A 19,573-nucleotide genomic window follows, 5' to 3' on the forward strand; every position below is an offset into this window, starting at 1 on the left:
GAAGGCGCACTGGGCGCAGATCTACTCGACCAACCCGCTCGAGCGCCTGAACGCCGACATCAAGCGCCGCACCAACGTCGTGGGCATCTTCCCCAACGACGCGGCCATCACACGCCTGGTCGGCGCCATGATGCTGGAGCAGAACGACGAGTGGTCGCTGAATCGCCGGTATATGCAGCTTGAAGGCCTTCAGTCGCTCTGCGATACTGCCCCGACTCGGCTGTCCGCTGTGGCACGCTGAGTACCGTGTAGCTCAGCCTGTCCGGGCTGTGGACCTACACCACGTCGCGGGACGCGACCCAAGCCGAAGCTTGCTGCCCCTGATGGGATTCGCTGGTCGGCTTCTCGATCGAGGGGGCGCACTCCGGGTGCCCCGGGGGAAACGGGTTGTGCCGACCACGGTGGACGCTCCCCTCGTTCAAGTGGTCGGACAACACCTCCACTTTGGCACATCGATGCCGTCGCGGGTGGGGGCGTCCATCCCATTGAGGGGCCCCCCCGCCTTGGGACGGCCCTGCGGCGGGTGTGCACTCGGCAGCGGTGCGGGGTGCAGGAAGGGGGCGCGTCGGGCGGGGTGGGAGTGGCCGCGGGGCAGAACACTAGGGCCGCCGCAGGCGGCTGTGCATCCCGCCCGAAAGTCCCCCATCAACGCACGACGCACCGCTGCCGAGAACCCACCTTCCGCAGGGCCGCCCCAAGGAAGGGGGTGTCCCCCTCGGGGGGACGGAGCGGGGGTCGCCCCCCGCGACGGAGGGGGCTCACAAGATCTCTGTTGCGTAGTCGGCCAGGCGGCTGCGTTCGCCGCGCGCGAGGGTGATGTGGCCGGAGTGCTTCCAGCCCTTGAAGCGGTCGACGGCGTAGGCCAGGCCGGAACTGCCTTCGGTGAGGTAGGGGGTGTCGATCTGGGCCAGGTTGCCCATGCAGATGATCTTGGTGCCGGGGCCGGCACGGGTGATCAGGGTCTTCATCTGCTTGGGCGTGAGGTTCTGGGCCTCGTCGATGATCACGTACTTGTTCAGGAAGGTACGCCCGCGCATGAAGTTCAGGCTTTTGATCTTGACCTTCGAGCGGATGAGTTCCTGCGTGGCCGCGCGGCCCCATTCGCCGCCGTGGTTGCCGCCGCCGGATTGGTTGAGCACCTCGAGGTTGTCGTCGAGCGCGCCCATCCAGGGCGACATCTTCTCTTCCTCGGTGCCCGGCAGGTAGCCGATGTCCTCGCCCACGGGCACCGTGACGCGGGTGATGATGATCTCGTTGTAGCGCCGGTCCTCCAGCACCTGCTGCAGCCCTGCCGCCAGCGCCAGCAGGGTCTTGCCGGTGCCGGCCTGGCCGCTGAGCGTGACGAAATCCACCTCAGGATCGAGCAGCAGGTTGAGCGCGAAATTCTGCTCGCGGTTGCGCGCGCACACGCCCCAGATGCTGTTCTTGGGGTGGGTGTAGTCGCGCACCACCTGCAGCACCGCGGTGGAGGCGCGGATTTCCTTGACCCGCGCGTACATCGGCGTGGCGTTGGAGGCCTCCCAGTACACGGCCTGGTTGACCAGCATGGAGGCCACCAGCGTGCCCTGCAGCCGGTAGAAAGGCTGGCCTCCCTGCTGCCAGCTCTCCAGCGACTTGGCCTGCTTGTCCCAGAAGTCCTCGGGCAGGGCCATCACGCCGGTGTACAGCAGGTCGGCATCGTCGAGGGTCTTGTCGTTGGTGTAGTCCTCGGCATGCAGGCCCAGCGCGCGGGCCTTGACCCGCATGTTGATGTCCTTGGACACCAGCACCACCGAACGCTCGGGGAAAGCCTGGGTGAGCGCTTGCAGCACGCCCAGGATCTGGTTGTCGGCCTTGCCCTGGGGCAGCGCCTCGGGCAGGCGCGCCTCGAGTGCGCGGGTCTGGAAGAACAGGCGCCCGCGCGCCTCGCGGTGGCCGCTGTGGTCCAGGCGGATACCCTGCTCGATGCCGGCCTCGACCCCGGCGACCAGGGCGTCGAGCTCGCGGCTGGCCTGGCGGGCGTTGCGCGCGACTTCCGACATGCCCTTCTTGTGGCCGTCGAGTTCCTCCAGCGTGACCATGGGCAGGTACACGTCGTGTTCCTCGAAGCGGAACAGCGAGGTCGGGTCGTGCATCAGCACGTTGGTGTCCAGCACGAACAGCTTGCCGGCCTCCGCCGGAGCCTGGGCAGCGGCGCGGGAGCCACGGCGTGCCGCCGCCGGCGCCTCGGCCGGCGCGCGCGCCGGGCCCGTGGCGGGCAGGGAGCGAGCCACCGTGGGCGCAGGCGGCATGGCGGGCGCCGTGAAGCGGGCTTGCGGGGCCGCGGCGCCGGCCGGGGGCTTCGCGCCCGGCTCGCCGGTGCGCGCCTTGGGACCCTTGGCCGCGCGAGGGGATTCGGGGGGGGGTGAGGACAGGAGGGCGGCCGGAGCCTGAGCAGGCGCGGCGCCACCCTTGCGCGGCGCCGTACGCCCGCGCGCCGGCGTCACGCCGGCCACGGCGCCCGCGGGAGACCTGGAGCCGCGCGCGGCCTGTTCCGGGGCGCCGGCGGTTTCGAATTCGGGCTCGGCAGCCCGCGCATCCGACGCGCCTGCCGCTGGCGCCTGGAGCAGGGAACCGAGTTTGGTGGGGGGCTTGGGCAGGGGCATGGCGGCGGCTGGAAACGTGACGGAATGCGAGGCTAGTCGAGATGCTCGCGCGGGGCGGCGGGCGGCGCCGTGGCGGCGTGCCCGGCGCGAGCACGCGCGCCCGCACAGGCCGGAACCTGGCGGGTAGCGCGGGGGACGGTGCGGGACAAGGGCTTCAGGCCCGTGGACTTGGGCGCGGGCTCAGAGCTTGCGCACGGCCTCGAGCACTTCCTGCACGTGGCCGGCGACCTTCACGCCGCGCCATTCCTCGCGCAGCACGCCTTCGGCGTCGACCAGGAAGGTGCTGCGTTCGATGCCCTTGACCTTCTTGCCGTACATGATCTTGTTCTTCACCACGCCGAACATGTGGCAGAGCTTTTCCTCGGTGTCGGCGATCAGGTCGAAGGGCAGTTCGAGCTGGCTGCGGAACTTGTCGTGCGAGGCCAGGTTGTCCCGCGACACCCCGAAGATCATCGCCCCGGCGCTTTCGAATTCCGCGTACAGGTCGCGGAACTGCTGGGCCTCGGTAGTGCAGCCCGGTGTCATGTCCTTGGGGTAGAAGTACAGGATCAGCTTCTTGCCCAGGTAGTTCTTCGGGTTGAATTTGATTTCGCTGGTGGCGATCGCCTCGAAATCGGGTACCACTTTGTTCAGAACCAAAGCCATGAAGTCTCCTGTTAGCGTCGGCCGGGGCTAGCGGCGCCGCCCGACGCGGCAACGCCGGACCGCGAAGCCCCGGGTCGAGTCACCATTCCCATTTTACCGAATCGCGTTACAAATCATCCGGAGCCCGCTGCGGGCTCAGTCCTGCGTGGGTGCCTCCACGACCAGCGCGGCCAGCGCACGGCGGCCTTCGCCGACCAGGATGTTGTAGGTACGGCAGGCCGCCGCGGTGTTCATGACCTCGAAGCCGATGCCGCGCTGGATCAGCGCGCGCAGCAGCGCAGGCGGCGCGAAGCGCTGGGCGGCGCCGGTGCCGACGATCACCACCTCGGGCGCGCGCTCGGCCAGGCGCGCGAAATCCTGTTCGGTCAGCTCGGCGAAGCCCTGTTCGCCCCAGGGCTCGGGCGCGCTGTCGCTGGCCACGCATACCCCGGATTCGAAGCGCACACGGTTGATCTCGACGAAGCCGGGGCCGTGGGCGCTCACCGTGAACGCGGCCTGGTTGTCTTCTGCCTGGAATTTCATCGGACGATGGGATGGGGAGGCGGCGGGGCGGGACGCTGCCGCGCACGAGCGGCGCAAGCTGTCCGCCTACAGTCCGCCTACAGGTACATTATAGGGTTCACCCCCCATCGGAAGCCGCGGCGACAGCCGCGGCAAGGCAGGAAGATTTCATGGCGACCCGGGAATTTCGCAAGTCGGACAAGCTGGCGGACGTGTGCTACGACATCCGCGGACCGGTGCTCGACAAGGCGCGGCAGATGGAGGAGGACGGCCAGCGCATCATCAAGCTCAACATCGGCAACCTGGCGGTGTTCGGCTTCGATCCGCCCGACGAGATCGTGCAGGACATGATCCGCAACCTGGCCGGGGCGGCCGGCTACACCGATTCCAAGGGCCTGTTCGCGCCGCGCAAGTCGGTGCAGCACTACACCCAGGAGAAGGGCATCTCCGGCGTGGAGATCGACGACGTGTTCATCGGCAACGGCGCCTCCGAGCTGATCGCCATGAGCATGAACGCACTGCTCAACAACGGCGACGAAGTGCTGCTGCCGGCGCCCGACTATCCGCTGTACACCGCCGCGGTGTCGCTGTCGGGCGGGCGCCCGGTGCACTACATGTGCGACGAGCAGAGCGACTGGCTGCCCGACCTGGACGACATGCGGCGCAAGATCACGCCGAACACCAAGGCCCTGGTGGTGATCAATCCGAACAATCCCACCGGCGCGCTGTACCCGCGCGAGTTCCTGCTGGAACTGGTGGAGATCGCCCGGCGCCATCAGCTGATCGTGTTCGCCGACGAGATCTACGACAAGACCCTGTACGACGGCAACGTCCACACCAGCATCGCGTCGCTGGCCGACGACGTGCTGTTCATCACCTTCAACGGGCTGTCCAAGAACTACCGCTCCTGCGGCTACCGCGCGGGCTGGATGGTGGTGTCGGGCGACAAGCGCCACGCGCGCGACTACATCGAGGGCCTGGGCATGCTGGCCTCCATGCGCCTGTGCGCCAACACGCCCGGGCAGCTGGCCATCCAGACCGCGCTGGGCGGCTACCAGAGCATCAAGGACCTGGTGGCCCCGGGCGGGCGCCTGACGCGCCAGCGCGACCTGGCCTACGAGCTGCTGAGCCAGATTCCCGGGGTCAGCGTGGTCAAGCCCAAGGCAGCGCTGTACATGTTTCCGCGCCTGGACCCGAAGGTCTACCCCATCGTCGACGACCAGCAGTTCGCCTTCGACCTGCTGGCGCAGGAGCGTGTGCTCATCGTGCAGGGAACGGGCTTCAACTGGCCGCGGCCGGATCATTTCCGGCTGGTGTTCCTGCCCAACGCGGACGACCTTGCCGACGCCGTCGGGCGCATCGCCCGTTTCCTCGACCGCATGCGCCGCCAGCAGGTGAGCGCGGCCTGAGACTCCGAACCTTTCCGGCCGGCGCCTTCGCCTCCCCGCCGCGCGCGCGCGCTCGGGCGAAGGCCGCGGCCGCAACCTGAAGCTGCCCATGAAAGCCATGCGAATCGCACTCCTCGGCGCCGGCACCGTCGCCTCCGGAGTGGTGCGGGTCCTGCAACGCAACCAGGACGAACTCTGCCGCCGTGCCGGGCGCGGCATCGAGGTGGTGGCGGTGGCCGCCCGCGATGCCGCCAAGGCGCGCCGCGCCATCGGCGAGACGCTGGCGCTGACCGACGACTTCATGGGCCTGGCCACGCGCGAGGACGTGGACATCGTGGCCGAGCTGATGGGCGGCATCGAGCCGGCGCGCGAGCTGGTGCTGGCCGCCATCCGCGCCGGCAAGCACGTGGTCACGGCGAACAAGGCGCTGCTCGCGCTGCATGGCAACGAGATCTTCGCGGCGGCGCAGGAACACGGCGTGATGGTGGCCTTCGAGGCCGCGGTGGCCGGCGGCATCCCCATCATCAAGGCCGTGCGCGAGGGCCTGGCGGCCAACCGCATCGAGTGGGTGGCCGGTATCATCAACGGCACCACCAACTTCATCCTGTCCTCGATGCGCGACAAGGGCGTGGACTTCGCCACCGCCCTGGCCGAGGCGCAGCGCCTGGGCTACGCCGAGGCCGACCCCACCTTCGACATCGACGGCGTCGACGCCGCCCACAAGATCACCATTCTGTGCGCCATCGCCTTCGGCGTACCGGTGCAGTTCGACCGCGTGCACGTGCAGGGCATCCGCGACCTGGAAACGGCGGACATCCGCTACGCGGAGCAACTGGGCTACCGCATCAAGCTGCTGGGCATCACCCGCCGCGCCGAGGACGGCATCGAGCTGCGCGTGCATCCCACGCTGATTCCGGCCACGCGCCTGGTGGCCAACGTCGAGGGTGCCATGAACGCGGTGGTGGTGCAGGGCGACGCGGTGGGCTCCACGCTGTTCTACGGCAAGGGCGCGGGCTCCGAGCCCACGGCCTCCAGCGTCATCGCCGACCTGGTGGACATCACGCGCCTGCACACCGCGGACCCCGAGCACCGCGTGCCGCACCTGGCCTTCCAGCCGGGCGCACTGGCCGACACGCCGATCCTGGCCATGCCCCAGGTGCGCACCTCCTACTACCTGCGCATCCACGTGCGCGACGAGGCCGGCGTGCTGGCCGAGATCACCCACATCCTGGCCGAGCACGGCATGTCCATCGACGCGCTGCTGCAGCGTCCCTCGGGCGAGGACGACCAGCACACCGACGTGATCCTGCTCACCCACGAGACCCTGGAGCAGCGCATGGACCAGGCGCTGGCGCGCATCCAGGCGCTGGACACCGTGCTGGCGCCGGTGGTGCGCCTGCGCAAGGAGGAGCTGCGCTGATGAACTACCTGAGCACCCGCGGCCTGGCGCCGCGCGCCGGTTTCGACGACATCCTGCTGGAGGGCCTGGCCCCCGACGGCGGCCTGTACCTGCCGGAGCACTACCCGCGCATCGAGGCCGCCGCGCTGCGGCGCATGCAGGGCATGTCCTACGCGGACATCGCCTTCGAGGTGCTGCATCCGCTGCTGGCGCCGATGCCGGCCGGGGAGCTGCGCGATCTGCTGCGCGCCACCTACACCGCGCAGGCCTTCGGCAGCCCCGACATCATCCGCCTGCAGCGCCTGGACGCCGACATCGGCCTGCTGGGGGTGTCGCAGGGGCCGACGCTGGCCTTCAAGGACATGGCCATGCAGCTGCTGGGCGGGCTGTTCGAGCGCGCGCTGGCGGCCGCCGGCGCCGAGCTCAACATCCTGGGCGCCACCTCGGGCGACACCGGCAGCGCGGCCGAGTACGCGATGCGCGGGCGCCGCGGCATCCGCGTGTTCATGCTCTCGCCCTTCGGGCGCATGAGCCCGTTCCAGACCGCGCAGATGTACAGCCTGCTCGAGCCGAACATCCACAACATCGCCGTGCAGGACGTGTTCGACACCTGCCAGGACATGGTCAAGGCGGTGTCGGCCGACCTGGAGTTCAAGCGCCGCTGGAAGATCGGCACCATCAACTCCATCAACTGGGCGCGCGTGGCCGCGCAGGTGGTGTACTACTTCGCCGGCTATGTGCGCAGCGTGCGCGAGGTGGGCGAGCCGCTGGACGTGTGCGTGCCATCGGGCAATTTCGGCAACATCCTGGCGGCCCACGTCGCGCGCGAGATGGGCCTGCCGCTGCGCCGCCTGGTGCTGGCCACCAACGAGAACAACGTGCTGGACGAGTTCCTGCGCACCGGGGTGTACCGGCCGCGCGCGCCCGAGCAGACCCACCAGACCTCCAGCCCGTCGATGGACATTTCCAAGGCCTCGAACTTCGAGCGCTTCGTGTTCGACATGCTGGGGCGCGACGCCGCGCGCACGCGCGACCTGTTCGAGCGTCAGCTCTCGGGGCAGGGCAGCTTCGACCTGTCGGCCGACCCGGCCTTCGCGCGCATGCGCGAAGGCATGGTCTCGGGCAGCAGCGACCACGCCACGCGCGTGCGCATCATCCGCGAAACCTTCGAAGCCAGCGGGATCGTGATCGACCCGCACACCGCCGACGGCGTCGCCGTCGGGCGGCGCGAGCTGGAGCCCGGCGTGCCCATGCTGGTGGTGGAGACGGCGCTGGCGGCCAAGTTCGAGGCAACCATCCGCGAGGCCATCGGCACCGACCCGCAGCGCCCCGAATCGGCGCGCGGCATCGAGCTGCTCCCGCAGCGCTTCGTGGTCATGAAGCCCGAAGTGGACGCGCTCAAGGCGTACATCGCCGAGCATTGCTGAACCTGCCGGGCCGACCATGTTCGTCGCGGGATTCGTGGGTTTCTCCGGCGCGGGAAAGACCACGCTGATCGAAGCGCTGCTGGGGGATTTCGCGGCCCGCGGGCTGCGCGCCTCGGTCATCAAGCACGCCCACCATGGTTTCGAGCTGGACCGCGAGGGCAAGGATTCCTGGCGCCACCGCAAGGCCGGCGCCTACGAGGTGCTGGTCGCCTCGCCCCATCTGCTGGCCCTGCAGCGCGAGACCCGCGAGGCGCGCGAGTACGAGCTGCCCGATCTGCTGCGCCGGCTCGACCCGGTGGACTGGGTGTTCGTCGAGGGCTTCCGGCAGGCGCCGATCTCCAAGATCGAGGTCTGGCGCGCCGGCCCCGGCAAGCCGCGCAGCCATGCGGGAGACCCCTTGGTACGCGCGCTGGCCAGCGACGGCCCGCTGCCGCCGGCCTTGCAGCAGGCCGGGGCGGGAGGCGGCGAAGCCACCCCTGCCTGTCCCTTGCTGGATCTGCGGCGCCCCGGGGCGATCTCCGCCTGGCTGATCGAGCAGCGCGCCTGGTTCCGTCCACCGCCGGCCTGAACCCGCCCTGGCCGCTCCGGCACCGGGGAGCAGCCCCGCCGGAGTCCTGCCCGTACTGCGCGCCGTCAAGGCGCGGCCCTGCCGGCGGCGCGCGCCGGCAGGGGATGCGCTCGTATCATTTCGGGGACGGGCGGCATGGTGCTGCCCGCTTGCACCAAGGGCAGCCGTCGCCGATGTCTGAAGCCGTTTCCGAGATCCTGGATGTCGATGCCGCGCTGAGCCTGCTCCTCGAGCAGGCCGCGCCGCTGGGGCCCTCGCAGCTGACCCCCACCGAAGGGGCGCTGGGCAGGGTGCTGGCACAGGACCTGTCCAGCCCCATCGACGTGCCCGGGCTGGACAACAGCCAGATGGACGGTTATGCCCTGCGCAGCGCCGACGTGGCCGTGCCGGGCGCGCGCCTGCGCGTGGCGCAGCGCATCGCGGCCGGCCAGGTGGGCCTGCCCCTGGGCCAGGGCGAGGCCGCGCGGATTTTCACGGGGGCTCCGATTCCCCCCGGGGCCGACGCTGTGGTCATGCAGGAGCAGTGCCGCGCCGAGGGCGCCGAGGTGCTGGTGGACCATGTTCCGCGCCCGGGAGAGTGGGTGCGGCCCAGCGGCTTCGACGTGCGCGCGGGCAGTGTGGTGATGCGCAGCGGGCAGCGTCTGCGCCCGCAGGACCTGGGCCAGGCCGCATCGGTGGGCGTGGCCGACGTGCTGGTGGCCCCGCGCCCGCGCGTGGCCCTGCTGTGCACCGGGGACGAATTGGCGCAACCCGGGCAGCCGCTGCGCCCCGGCGGCGTCTACAACAGCAACCGCTTCATGCTGCGCGCCATGCTCGAGGCGCTGGGTTGCGAGGTCAGCGACCTCGGCCAGGTGGCCGACACCCTGCAGGCCACGCGCGAGGCCCTGCACGCCGCCGCGAGCGCCCACGACCTGGTGCTCAGCTCCGGCGGCATGTCGGTGGGCGGCGAGGACCATGTGCGCCCCGCCGTGGAATCGCAAGGCCATCTGAGCCATTGGCGCATCGCCATGAAGCCGGGCAAGCCGCTGGCCTTCGGCGAGCTGCGCCGGGACGACGGCAGCGCGGCGCATTTCATCGGCCTGCCGGGCAATCCGGTGTCGAGTTTCGTGACCTTCGCGCTGTTCGTGCGCCCCTTCGTGCTGGCGCTGCAGGGGGCCTCGCGCCTGCAGCCGCAGGCGCTGCACCTGCCCAGCGCCAGCGCATGGTCCCGCCCCGACCGCCGCCGCGAGTTCCTGCGCGCGCGCCTGGACGAGCAGGGCCGGGTGGAACTGTACCCGGAGCAGAACTCGGCGGTGCTGAGTTCCGCGGTATGGGGCGACGGGCTGGTGGACAACCCGGCCGGCCAGGCCTTCGGCGTCGGCGACACGGTGCGCTTCCTTCCGTTCGCGGCCTTGCTCGGCTGATCGCCCCAGTCGCGCGATTCGCCCGCCGGCGAATCGCGCGCGAATCATCGGTGATTATCACCGATATCAATATTCCGGAATTTTCCGGAAAACGATTTTTAAATCCCCCCGCGGCGACAATTTCCAAAATCCCCGGATTCGCAAGAAAAACGCAAATTCGGGAAATTCCTGGAATTTTTCGAGCGAAGGGGGAATCATGAGGGCACTCGCACCGCGCCCGGTTGGCGCTGCCAGCCGATCCACCAAGGGCCGTGATTCCGGCCCGTGCACACTGCAGCCCAGCCGGCTTTCCCGAGCGCTGGCCATGGCTTCGCTGCTGGCCTGCCCGGGGGCCAGCGCCTGGGCCACGGCCTGTCCCTCGGGTGCGGTGACCCAGGCCAGCGGTACGAGTTCCGGTAGTCTGTCGTATGCGCTGGCCAATGGTAATTGCGCTGACCTCAGTACCTCGGTCGGTGGCGGGACCTACACCCTTGGACAGAATGCGGCGCTGACGGCGCCCGCCACCATCTATCTGGAGACCACGGGCAGCGCGGCCGCCTACACCCTCGCCGGCTCCGCGAGTCCGACCAAGCTCCTGATGTTCGACGAGGTGCCCACGGTGGTGCTCGACTTCGCCGCGGACACAGTCAGCGGCGCGGCCGCTCCGGTCACGCTCACCCTGGCGCCCAGCGTGGCCTTCAGCGTTCTGACTGCCGGCAATGCGGTCGCAGAGATCGGTCAGGGCGTGTCTCTCGCAGTAGCATCGGGTGCGCCGCTCGGCTCGGGGCTGACCGTTCGCCTGGATGGCGGCAGCGGACCCCTGTCGGCCGCCCTGGATTTTCAGGGCAACACGACGGTGGATGGCAATTTGTCTCTCGCGGGCAGCGGTACGAGCGCGCTACATACGAACGGCCACAGCGTCTACGTTACCGGTGGCGCGTACGGTGGTGCAACCCTCGGCAACAGCGCGATGCTGATCGACGGCGGCGGAAGCGTGGTCATTGGCGGCAATCTGGAACCCTATGCGGGAGTCGACGTTGCCGCCGGAACCACCCTGACGGTTGCGGGCGGCGGTACGGTGGCCATTGGGGGGACGCTGCAAGCGGACGGGACCGTGGACTTGCGCGCAGCCAGCAGCAATCCGACTGTGCAGAGCCTCGCTGGGGCAACGACCGGCGTGCTGGAACTCGGCGGCTCGACTCTGACCATCAACTACGGCTCGAGCGATTTCGCTGGAAACATCAGTGGAACCGGCGGCATTTTCGTGCAAGGTGGCACCCAGGTACTGAGCGGGGTCGACGGCGACTCGGGGGAGACACTCATCGCCGGCGGTGCCACCTTGCAACTGGGTTCGTCGGCCACGATGACGGCTTCCCCCGTGCAGGCAGATGGAACGCTGGACCTGAGCGCGCAGTCCGGCGGCAGTACGCTGCTGAGTCTGGGGGGGAGTGGGAGGGTGACCCTTGGCGGGCAGGTGCTGACCATCAGCACTGCCGATCCGAGCATGAATTTCTCGGGCCGCATTTCCGGTTCCGGATCCCTGCATATCGCCACAGGCACGCAAGTACTCAGCGGCAACAACGTCTACAGCGGCAGCACCGTGATCGACCCGGGGGCCACGCTGGCGCTGAGAGGCGGCGGCTCGCTGGGTTCCTCGCCAGTCGTGGATAACGGCAGCCTGGACATATCCGCTACCAGCGCCGGGGTCACCTTGGCCAGCCTGTCGGGCACCGGCGGCGTGAGCCTGGGTTCGCAGACCCTCACCCTGAACAACGGTGGGGGCAACACCCTGGGGGGAGTGATCCAGGGCAGCGGCGGGCTGGATCTGCTTGCCGGCACGCAGACTCTCACGGGCACCAACAACTACCAAGGCAGCACCTCCATAGCCTCCGGCGCCACGCTTGCGCTGGCGGGCCATGGCTCGGTGGGCTCGTCACCGGTGGCCGACGAAGGCACCTTCGACATCTCCGGCACCACCTCGGGTGCCAGCGTGGGCAGTATCGCCGGCAACGGCGGCGTGAGCCTGGGCAGCCAGACCCTGACCGTGACCAGTGGCAGCGGCACGCTGGGAGGGAGCATCACCGGCAGCGGCGGGCTGAGCATCACCGGGGGCAACGAGACCTTGAGTGCCACCAACTTCTACACCGGGCAAACTGCCATCGCCGCGGGCGCGACCCTGACCTTGACCCATGACGGTGGCCTGTATTCGGGTTCGAGCACGCTGGACAACGGTACCCTGGTGTTGGTCTACGCCACGCAGGGCCTGGGCACGGCGATCGACGGCAGCGGCGGCGTGACGGTCAACGGCGGCGTCGCCGCGCTCAGCGCTGTGAACGGCTACAGCGGAGCGACGAACATCGAGGCCGGCAGCACGCTGAACCTGTTCGGCTCGGGCTCCATAGCCTCGTCAGCGGTGAGCGATGACGGCATGCTGGATATCTCCATGGCCAACGGCCCGAGAAGTGTGGCATCGATTGCCGGCAGCGGTGCGGTGGCGCTGGGGGCGAACACCCTGACGGTGACCCAGGCCTCCGGGGAACTCATGGGGGCCATCTCGGGCAGCGGCGGTCTGGAAATCGCCGCCGGCACGCAGACCCTCAGCGGCAACAATAACTACACCGGCAACACCGCGATCGACGCGGGAGCCACGCTGGCGTTGGCGCGCAATGGCACGCTGAGCCTAACGCCGGTGGTGGACAACGGCACGCTGGACATTTCTTCCGCCGCAGGCAGCCCGACGGTGAAAAGCATCTCGGGGACGGGTGGGGTGGTCCTCGGGGGAGGCAATACGCTGACGGTGGTCAACGCCAGTGGTTCGCTCGATGGCGTGCTCTCGGGAAGCGGCGGCTTGCACATCGTGGCGGGGACACAGACTCTCGGTACAGGCGAGACCTACCACGGAGTCACGACCGTTGACGCCGGTGCAACCTTGCGGCTGTCGGGCAATGCCTCGATCCCTTCGTCCGCAGTCAACGACGACGGCACCCTGGATATTTCAACAACGACGGCAGGGGCCTCCGTGTCCAGCCTGGCGGGGTCCGGAACGGTGAACCTGGGTAGCAACACCCTCGACATCACCCAAGCGCAGGGCAGCTTTGACGGCGGGATCACAGGCGCGGGCGGATTGAGCCTTGATAGCGGCAACGAGGTCCTCGGTGGCGCCAATTCCTTCCTCGGCGGCACCACCGTCCAGGGTGGCACATTGGGCCTGGCCAACGGCAGCAGTTTGGCGTCGGGCCTGGTGGTGCAAAGCGGTGGCAGCGTGCAGGCGGGCAGTGCCAGCGTGGCCGGTTCGGTTTCCAACGGCGGCACGCTGAGAATCGGCAGCACGGCTGCCCCGAATGCCACGTTGAGCGTCGGCGGCAGTTACACCCAGGGAGCCAACGGTGTGCTGAGCCTGGCCATCAGTCCGAGCAGCAACAGCCAGCTTGTGGTCAACGGGCCCAGCCTGAACCTCGGGGGCACGCTGCGCGTGAGCGCCGCCCCCGGCAACTATCTGAAGACCACCTATGTGCTGGTGCAGGCGCCGGCGACCACCGTGCTCAATGGGCGCTTCAGCCAGCTGCAGCTCACCGGCCTGGGCTCGCAATACGCCTATCAGCTCACGTATCTGAGCGACCCGCAGGTGCTGCTGAGCCTCTACCAGGCCAACTCCTTCCAGTAGAACGCGACCACCGCCAACACGGGCGGCCCTGCGGGTGCTCTGGATACAGCGATCGCTTCGGCCACTGGCAGCTGGTACGACCGCCTCAATGCCCTGTACACGCTGCCGCAGGCGCAATTGTCGCAGGCCCTGGATCGTCTGGACGGCCAGCTCTACGCGCAGGCTGGCGGCTGGTTGCTGCATGATCTATCGTGGTCCTGGGGGCAGGTATTCTCGCGCATGAACCTTGCCCAGCAGATCGACCCGCAACCTGAGCGCGACGTATTCCTGGTGACTGGGGGACAGCGCGGTCACACCATCGGCGACGGCAATGCCGACGCGACGCGCACGCAGGCATCGACCATGACCCTGGGTGTGCAGGGACGCCGCGCGGGTTGGGACCTGGGTGTGATGGGAGGTTCACTGCATGACGGAGCCACGCGCGACTGGGCCGCCGACTCCGAATCGGCCTCGTTGTGGCGTGTGGGTGGATTCGCCGGGCGTCGAATGGGGCCTGTGCGTCTGGGGGCCGTCTTCGGCTATGCGCAGGGACCGGTGCAGACCGGTGGTGCATCGCGTACGGCCCGGGCGTGGACCCTGCAGGCGCGGGTCGGGCGTGATGTGGTTCTGCCGCGGCAAGGCCTCTCCCTCATGCCCCTGCTCGGGCTGGACCTGCAGCACCTTTCGCTGCCAGGGGCGCGCGAGAGCGACTCGCAGCTGGGCCTGCAGGTGCCTTCCCAGAGCGAGTACAGCAGCTCGATGCTCGCCGCGCTCCGCGCAGACCGGGTTTGGGAGCAAGGAACCCGTTCGTGGATCTTCAGCACCGCGCTCGGACTGCGTCATGAATTCAGACTGCCGTCGAGCGGATTGACCATGGAGTTCAATGGTGTGCCTGGGGTTCCCTTCACGACCCATGCCGTGGCCCCCGACCGGAATGTGCTGGAAGGCAGTCTGGGTGTGCAACTGCGAACGGGCAGGCAAATGACGCTGAGCCTTTCCTACCAGGGCGAATACGGGCACAGCACCCGCGCCAATGCACTCAGCCTGCGCGCATCCTGGGCCTTCTAGGAGGGCGCCCGCACCCAGGCCGCCCGGCCCTCGGCGCAAGGCCCATGGGGGCTTTGTATCATGGGGATTGCGCGTCAGGAGTCGCGCTGCGAAGACTTCCCGTCGAACGCCCCCCGGGCCCAGGCTCTCATGCAAACCACCATCCGCTATTTCGCCAGCGTGCGCGAGGCCCTGGGCACCGCCAGCGAAACCGTCGAGCTTCCCGATACCCTGCGCACGCTGGGCGAGGCGCGGACGTGGCTGGCCGCGCGCAGCGAGCGCCATGCGGCCGCGCTGGGAGCGCAGCGCACGCTGCGCATGGCCTGCGACCACGTGATGGCGGAGCCCGACGAGGCCTTGCTGCCGGGGCGCGAGATCGCCTTTTTCCCGCCGGTCACCGGCGGCTGAGCGCGCACGCGGGGAGCCAGCGCATGTTCGAGGTTCGCATCCAGACCGAGGCTTTCGATGCCGGGGCCGAGTCGCGCCGTCTGCGCGCCGGGCGCATCGACATCGGCGCGCTGGTGGTGTTCGAGGGCATCTGCCGTGACCATGCCCCCGGGGTCGAGGGCGTGCAGTCCCTGGAGCTCGAGCACTACCCGGAGATGACCCGGGCCAGCATCGAGCGCATGGTCGGCCAGGCGAGGGTCCGCTGGCCGCTGCAGGGCGCGGTGGTGGTGCACCGGGTGGGTCTGTTGCATCCCGGGGATCCGATCGTGCTGGTGGTGGTGGCCAGCAGCCATCGCCACGACGCCTTCGAGGCCTGCGCCTTCCTGATGGATTATCTGAAGACCCAGGCGCCGCTGTGGAAGAAGGAAGCCACGCCGCAGGGCGCGCAGTGGGTGGACGCGCGCGAAGCGGACGACGAGGCGCTCGCGCGCTGGGGCATCGAATCGGGCAACAGCGGCACGCGCTAGGAGCCTGGGCGTGCTCAGACGCCGGCCAGACGGCCCAGCAGGCGCAGCCAGGCCTGCAGACGCCCGCGCCCGCGGCGCAGGCCCACCCACAACAGCCAGCCGTTGCGCAACCAGCGCAGGGCGCCGCGCGGGCGCCAAAGCAGGAACAGGCTGCCCAGGGTCGCGGCCAGGGTCGAGTGCTCGCGCAGCAGGCCTCCCAGTCCGGCCCCCAGGTTGCGCAGCCGCTGCGTGGCGGACAGCAGGCCCTCGGCTTGCTCGAGCAGGCCCAGGCAGGCTACCCGCTGCTGCGCGATGCGCAGCTGCAGGCGCTGCTTGCGCAGCAGCAGCTGGACTTCCTCAGGGGGCACGGCGCTGCTCCAGCGCGATGCGGTCACGCTCCAGCTCGGCCAGGCTGGCCGCGAACAGCCGGCTGCCGGCGGACCAGGCGCGCGCGGCCACGCCGGCCGCGCCCAGGCCCAGGCCGAAGGTGATGAAGGTGGCCAGCCCGAGCCCGAGCTGCCGGTGCGAGTCCCACAGCGCCACGGTGAGCCAGATCAGCGCGAACACCACCGCGAAGCCCAGCAGCACGCCGGCCAGCACGGTGCCCAGCAGCAGCCGGGCCAGGCGCAGCTTTTCCTCCTGCAGCTCCAGGCCCAGCAGTTCCAGCCGGGTCTGCGCGGACTGCAGCAGCAGGTCGAGGCGCTCGCGCAGGCTGCTGCCGCCCGGGCCGACGCCGAACAGGGATTTCACCTGCGGGGGCCGGTCAGCGCCGGCCGATCAGCAGGCCCAGCAGAAAGGCCACGCCGGCGGTGGCGCCGATGGACTTCCAGGGGTTGTCGTGCACGTAGTCGTCGGTGGCGCGGGCCACCTGCTTGCCGCGCTCGACCATGTCGGCCTCCAGCTCGAACAGCTGTTCCTTCAGCGTGGACAGGCGTTCACCCAGGCGCGCGCGCACGTCGGCCAGGCGTTCGCCGGCCTGGCCGGCAGTGAGGCTGAGCAGTTCCTCGGCGTCCGAGGCGACCTCCCGCAGGTCGGCCACCAGACGGTCGGTTGCCTGGATGCCTTCGGCTGCGGCGGCTGCTTTGCTTGCGATCTTGGCCATGGTGCGTTCTCCCGTGGGTGGTTGGTCGGAACCGGCTACGCCGTGGGGCGTGGGTCGAATCGATAGGCGCTAGCTTAAGCCCACGCGCAAACACGGCGTGGCAAAAGGCCTTTTCGCACGATTCGTACGCCCCGATGATGCCACTTCCTGCGACCTGCGTGCTTCATCCAGATCAAGTGCCCGGCCGGCCCCGCACCTTGAAAATCGCGTCATGTTCCGCATCTGTGCGTCGTATCCACGGAGAAATCCATGCGCTTTGACAAGCTGACCACCCAGTTCCAGGAAGCCCTCGGCGACGCCCAATCCCTTGCCGCGGGGGCCGACAATCCCTACATCGAGCCGGTGCACCTGCTCGCCGCCATGCTGCAGCAGGACGGGCCCAAGGCCCTGCTGGCGCGCTCGGGGGTGAACGTGCCGGGCTTGCAGGCCGCGGCGCAGCAGGCCCTGGGCCGGCTGCCGCAGGTGCAGGGCACCGGCGGCAACATCCAGGCCAGCCGCGAGCTGGGCAACCTGCTCAACATCGCCGACAAGGAATCGAGCAAGCGCGGGGACCAGTTCATTCCCAGCGAGACCTTCCTGCTCGCGCTGTCCGAGGACAAGGGCGACGCCGGGCGCCTGGCGCGCGAGGCCGGGCTGCAGCGCAAGAGCCTGGAGTCCGCCATCGAGGCCGTGCGCGGCGGCCAGAACGTGAGCAGCCAGGACGCCGAGCAGCAGCGCGAGGCGCTGAACAAATACACCCTGGACCTGACCGAGCGCGCCCGCCAGGGCAAGCTCGATCCGGTGATCGGGCGCGACGACGAGATCCGCCGCACCATCCAGGTGCTGCAGCGGCGCACCAAGAACAACCCGGTGCTGATCGGCGAGCCCGGCGTGGGCAAGACGGCCATCGTCGAAGGCCTGGCGCAGCGCATCGTCGCCGGCGAGGTGCCCGACAGCCTGAGGAACAAGCGCGTGCTGGTGCTGGACATGGCCGGGCTGCTGGCCGGAGCCAAGTACCGCGGCGAGTTCGAGGAGCGCCTGAAGGCCGTGCTCAAGGAAGTCGGCCAGGAAGAGGGGCGGGTGATCCTGTTCATCGACGAGATCCACACCATGGTGGGCGCCGGCAAGGCCGAGGGCGCCATCGACGCCGGCAACATGCTCAAGCCGGCGCTGGCGCGCGGCGAGTTGCACTGCATCGGCGCGACCACGCTGGACGAGTACCGCAAGTACATCGAGAAGGACGCAGCGCTGGAGCGGCGTTTCCAGAAGGTGCTGGTGGACGAGCCCACGGTGGAGGCCACCATCGCCATCCTGCGCGGCCTGCAGGAGAAGTACGAGGTGCACCATGGCGTGGACATCACCGACCCGGCGATCGTCGCCGCGGCGGAGCTCTCGCACCGCTACATCACCGACCGCTTCCTGCCCGACAAGGCCATCGACCTGATCGACGAGGCCGCCTCGCGCATCAAGATGGAGATCGACTCCAAGCCCGAGGTCATGGACCGCCTGGACCGCCGCCTGGTGCAGCTCAAGATCGAGCGCGAGGCGGTGGTCAGGGAAAAGGACGAAGCCTCGCAGAAGCGCCTGGCGCTGATCGAGCAGGAGATCGGCCGACTGCAGAAGGAATACGCCGACCTGGAGGAGATCTGGAAGGCGGAGAAGGCCGCCGTGCAAGGCTCGGCCCAGATCAAGGAGCAGATTGACCAGATCCGCTTCCAGATCGAGGAACTCACGCGCAAGGGAGACTTCAACAAGGTGGCCGAGTTGCAGTACGGCCGGCTGCCCGAGCTGGAGCGCCAGTTGCACGAGGCGCAGGCCCAGGAAGCCGCGCCCTCGGTCGAGGGCGGCAAGGCCGCGCCGCGCCTGCTGCGCACCCAGGTGGGCGCGGAGGAAATCGCCGAGGTGGTCAGCCGCATGACCGGCATTCCCCTGTCCAAACTGCTCCAGGGCGAGCGCGACAAGCTGCTGCAGATGGAGGACCACCTGCACCAGCGGGTGGTCGGCCAGGACCAGGCCATCCGCGCCGTGTCCGACGCCATCCGCCGCTCGCGCGCCGGTCTGTCGGACCCCAACAGGCCCTACGGCTCCTTCCTGTTCCTGGGCCCCACCGGGGTGGGCAAGACCGAGCTGTGCAAGGCGCTGGCCGGGTTCCTGTTCGACAGCCAGGACCACCTGATCCGCATCGACATGAGCGAGTTCATGGAAAAGCATTCGGTGGCCCGCCTGATCGGCGCGCCTCCGGGCTACGTGGGCTACGAGGAGGGCGGCTACCTGACCGAGGCGGTGCGGCGCAAGCCCTACAGCGTGATCCTGCTCGACGAGGTCGAGAAGGCGCATCCGGACGTGTTCAACGTGCTGCTGCAGGTGCTGGACGACGGACGCCTGACCGACGGCCAGGGGCGCACGGTGGACTTCAAGAACACGGTGATCGTGATGACCTCGAACCTGGGTTCGCAGCACATCATGAGCATGGCCGGCGAGCCGCAGGAGCAGATCCGCGAGGCGGTGTGGGCGGAGGTCAAGCAGCATTTCCGTCCGGAGTTCCTCAACCGCATCGACGAGGTGGTGGTGTTCCACGCGCTCGACGCGTCGCAGATCGAGGGCATCGCGCGCATCCAGCTGGCTTCGCTGGAGCGCCGGCTGGCGCAGATGGACATCCGCCTGGAAGTGTCGCCGGCCGCGCTGGCGCTGCTGGCCAAGGCCGGCTTCGATCCGGTGTTCGGGGCGCGTCCGCTGAAGCGGGCGATCCAGAGCGAACTGGAGAACCCGCTGTCGCGCCTGTTGCTGGAAGGGCGTTTCGGGCCCAAGTCGGTGGTGCCGGTGGACGTGGTCGATGGCAAGCTGGCCTTCGAGCGCACCGTGCATTGACCGGCGTCCTTTTCGGGCCCGTGGGTGTCCCCATGCCGGCGCCTCCAGGCGCTAGCATGGGGTTTTCGCCAAGCCGCTCGCGCGGACGGCGCGACCCCAACCCGAAC

The 19,573-nt window shown here is 69.2% G+C and carries 17 protein-coding genes; 11 read left to right on the forward strand and 6 right to left on the reverse strand.

Translation table 11 applies throughout. The features are described from left to right. Positions 1–241 (forward strand): transposase (locus D466_RS21845; protein ID WP_018914295.1); only part of this gene is annotated, 241 nt, incomplete at its 5' end. Positions 242–758: 517 nt separating this feature from the next. On the opposite strand, the gene D466_RS0113790 is transcribed toward D466_RS21845, so the two are convergent. The 3 genes from D466_RS0113790 to D466_RS0113800 form a co-directional block, all read right to left on the reverse strand. After that, a complete protein-coding gene (locus D466_RS0113790; protein ID WP_018914296.1) occupies positions 759–2,624 on the reverse strand; it encodes a PhoH family protein in 1,866 nt (621 codons plus the stop codon). Positions 2,625–2,804: 180 nt separating this feature from the next. Then, positions 2,805–3,269 (reverse strand): peroxiredoxin, encoded by a 465-nt coding sequence (locus D466_RS0113795; RefSeq protein ID WP_018914297.1) that lies wholly within the window; start codon positions 3,267–3,269, stop codon positions 2,805–2,807. Between the two features lie 135 nt (positions 3,270–3,404). Beyond that, on the reverse strand, positions 3,405–3,791 hold the full coding sequence (locus D466_RS0113800; protein WP_018914298.1) for an Mth938-like domain-containing protein: 387 nt from the start codon (positions 3,789–3,791) through the stop codon (positions 3,405–3,407). Positions 3,792–3,940: 149 nt separating this feature from the next. Here D466_RS0113800 and D466_RS0113805 point away from each other — a divergent pair, with 149 nt between their 5' ends. The 9 genes from D466_RS0113805 to D466_RS0113845 all read left to right on the forward strand — a co-directional run bounded on the left by D466_RS0113805 (position 3,941) and on the right by D466_RS0113845 (position 15,538). Beyond that, complete coding sequence (locus D466_RS0113805; protein WP_018914299.1) at positions 3,941–5,179, forward strand: pyridoxal phosphate-dependent aminotransferase; 1,239 nt, start codon at positions 3,941–3,943, stop codon at positions 5,177–5,179. A gap of 88 nt (positions 5,180–5,267) precedes the next feature. Next, positions 5,268–6,578, forward strand: coding sequence for a homoserine dehydrogenase (locus D466_RS0113810; protein ID WP_026285266.1), 1,311 nt, complete (start codon positions 5,268–5,270; stop codon positions 6,576–6,578). Beyond that, the gene (gene thrC / locus D466_RS0113815) at positions 6,578–7,984 is read left to right on the forward strand and encodes a threonine synthase (protein WP_018914301.1); all 1,407 of its coding nucleotides are present in this window, start codon (positions 6,578–6,580) and stop codon (positions 7,982–7,984) included. Before D466_RS0113810 ends, thrC begins: the two co-directional genes overlap by 1 nt. A gap of 16 nt (positions 7,985–8,000) precedes the next feature. Further along, positions 8,001–8,552 carry a molybdopterin-guanine dinucleotide biosynthesis protein B gene (gene mobB / locus D466_RS0113820; RefSeq protein WP_018914302.1) on the forward strand — a complete coding sequence of 184 codons (552 nt, stop codon included), beginning with the start codon at positions 8,001–8,003 and terminating at the stop codon, positions 8,550–8,552. Positions 8,553–8,725: 173 nt separating this feature from the next. Further along, the gene (glp, locus tag D466_RS0113825) at positions 8,726–9,955 is read left to right on the forward strand and encodes a gephyrin-like molybdotransferase Glp (RefSeq protein ID WP_018914303.1); all 1,230 of its coding nucleotides are present in this window, start codon (positions 8,726–8,728) and stop codon (positions 9,953–9,955) included. Positions 9,956–10,259: 304 nt separating this feature from the next. After that, positions 10,260–13,598, forward strand: coding sequence for an autotransporter-associated beta strand repeat-containing protein (locus D466_RS21850; protein ID WP_018914304.1), 3,339 nt, complete (start codon positions 10,260–10,262; stop codon positions 13,596–13,598). A 117-nt stretch (positions 13,599–13,715) separates the two neighbouring features. Continuing rightward, positions 13,716–14,645 (forward strand): autotransporter domain-containing protein, encoded by a 930-nt coding sequence (locus D466_RS0113835; RefSeq protein ID WP_018914305.1) that lies wholly within the window; start codon positions 13,716–13,718, stop codon positions 14,643–14,645. Positions 14,646–14,774: 129 nt separating this feature from the next. Further along, a complete protein-coding gene (moaD, locus tag D466_RS0113840; protein ID WP_018914306.1) occupies positions 14,775–15,032 on the forward strand; it encodes a molybdopterin converting factor subunit 1 in 258 nt (85 codons plus the stop codon). Positions 15,033–15,055: 23 nt separating this feature from the next. Beyond that, positions 15,056–15,538 (forward strand): molybdenum cofactor biosynthesis protein MoaE, encoded by a 483-nt coding sequence (locus tag D466_RS0113845; RefSeq protein WP_018914307.1) that lies wholly within the window; start codon positions 15,056–15,058, stop codon positions 15,536–15,538. 14 nt (positions 15,539–15,552) lie between these two features. On the opposite strand, the gene D466_RS0113850 is transcribed toward D466_RS0113845, so the two are convergent. From D466_RS0113850 to D466_RS0113860, 3 genes are read right to left on the reverse strand one after another with little or no spacing between them, the layout of a single operon-like run. Further along, positions 15,553–15,885, reverse strand: a complete 333-nt coding sequence (locus D466_RS0113850) for a YqjK family protein (RefSeq protein ID WP_018914308.1) — start codon at positions 15,883–15,885, stop codon at positions 15,553–15,555. Further along, entirely contained in the window at positions 15,875–16,267 is a 393-nt protein-coding gene (locus D466_RS0113855; RefSeq protein WP_018914309.1) for a phage holin family protein, read from the reverse strand. Before D466_RS0113855 ends, D466_RS0113850 begins: the two co-directional genes overlap by 11 nt. A 13-nt stretch (positions 16,268–16,280) precedes the next feature. After that, positions 16,281–16,619 carry a YqjD family protein gene (locus D466_RS0113860; protein WP_018914310.1) on the reverse strand — a complete coding sequence of 113 codons (339 nt, stop codon included), beginning with the start codon at positions 16,617–16,619 and terminating at the stop codon, positions 16,281–16,283. A 249-nt stretch (positions 16,620–16,868) separates the two neighbouring features. On the opposite strand from D466_RS0113860, the gene clpB reads away from it, so the two are divergent. Further along, complete coding sequence (gene clpB, locus D466_RS0113865; protein WP_018914311.1) at positions 16,869–19,466, forward strand: ATP-dependent chaperone ClpB; 2,598 nt, start codon at positions 16,869–16,871, stop codon at positions 19,464–19,466. Positions 19,467–19,573 lie beyond the last annotated feature (107 nt).

It is taken from the genome of Thiomonas sp. FB-6 (genome assembly GCF_000377645.1).
In the GTDB taxonomy this organism is placed as follows: domain Bacteria; phylum Pseudomonadota; class Gammaproteobacteria; order Burkholderiales; family Burkholderiaceae_C; genus Thiomonas_A.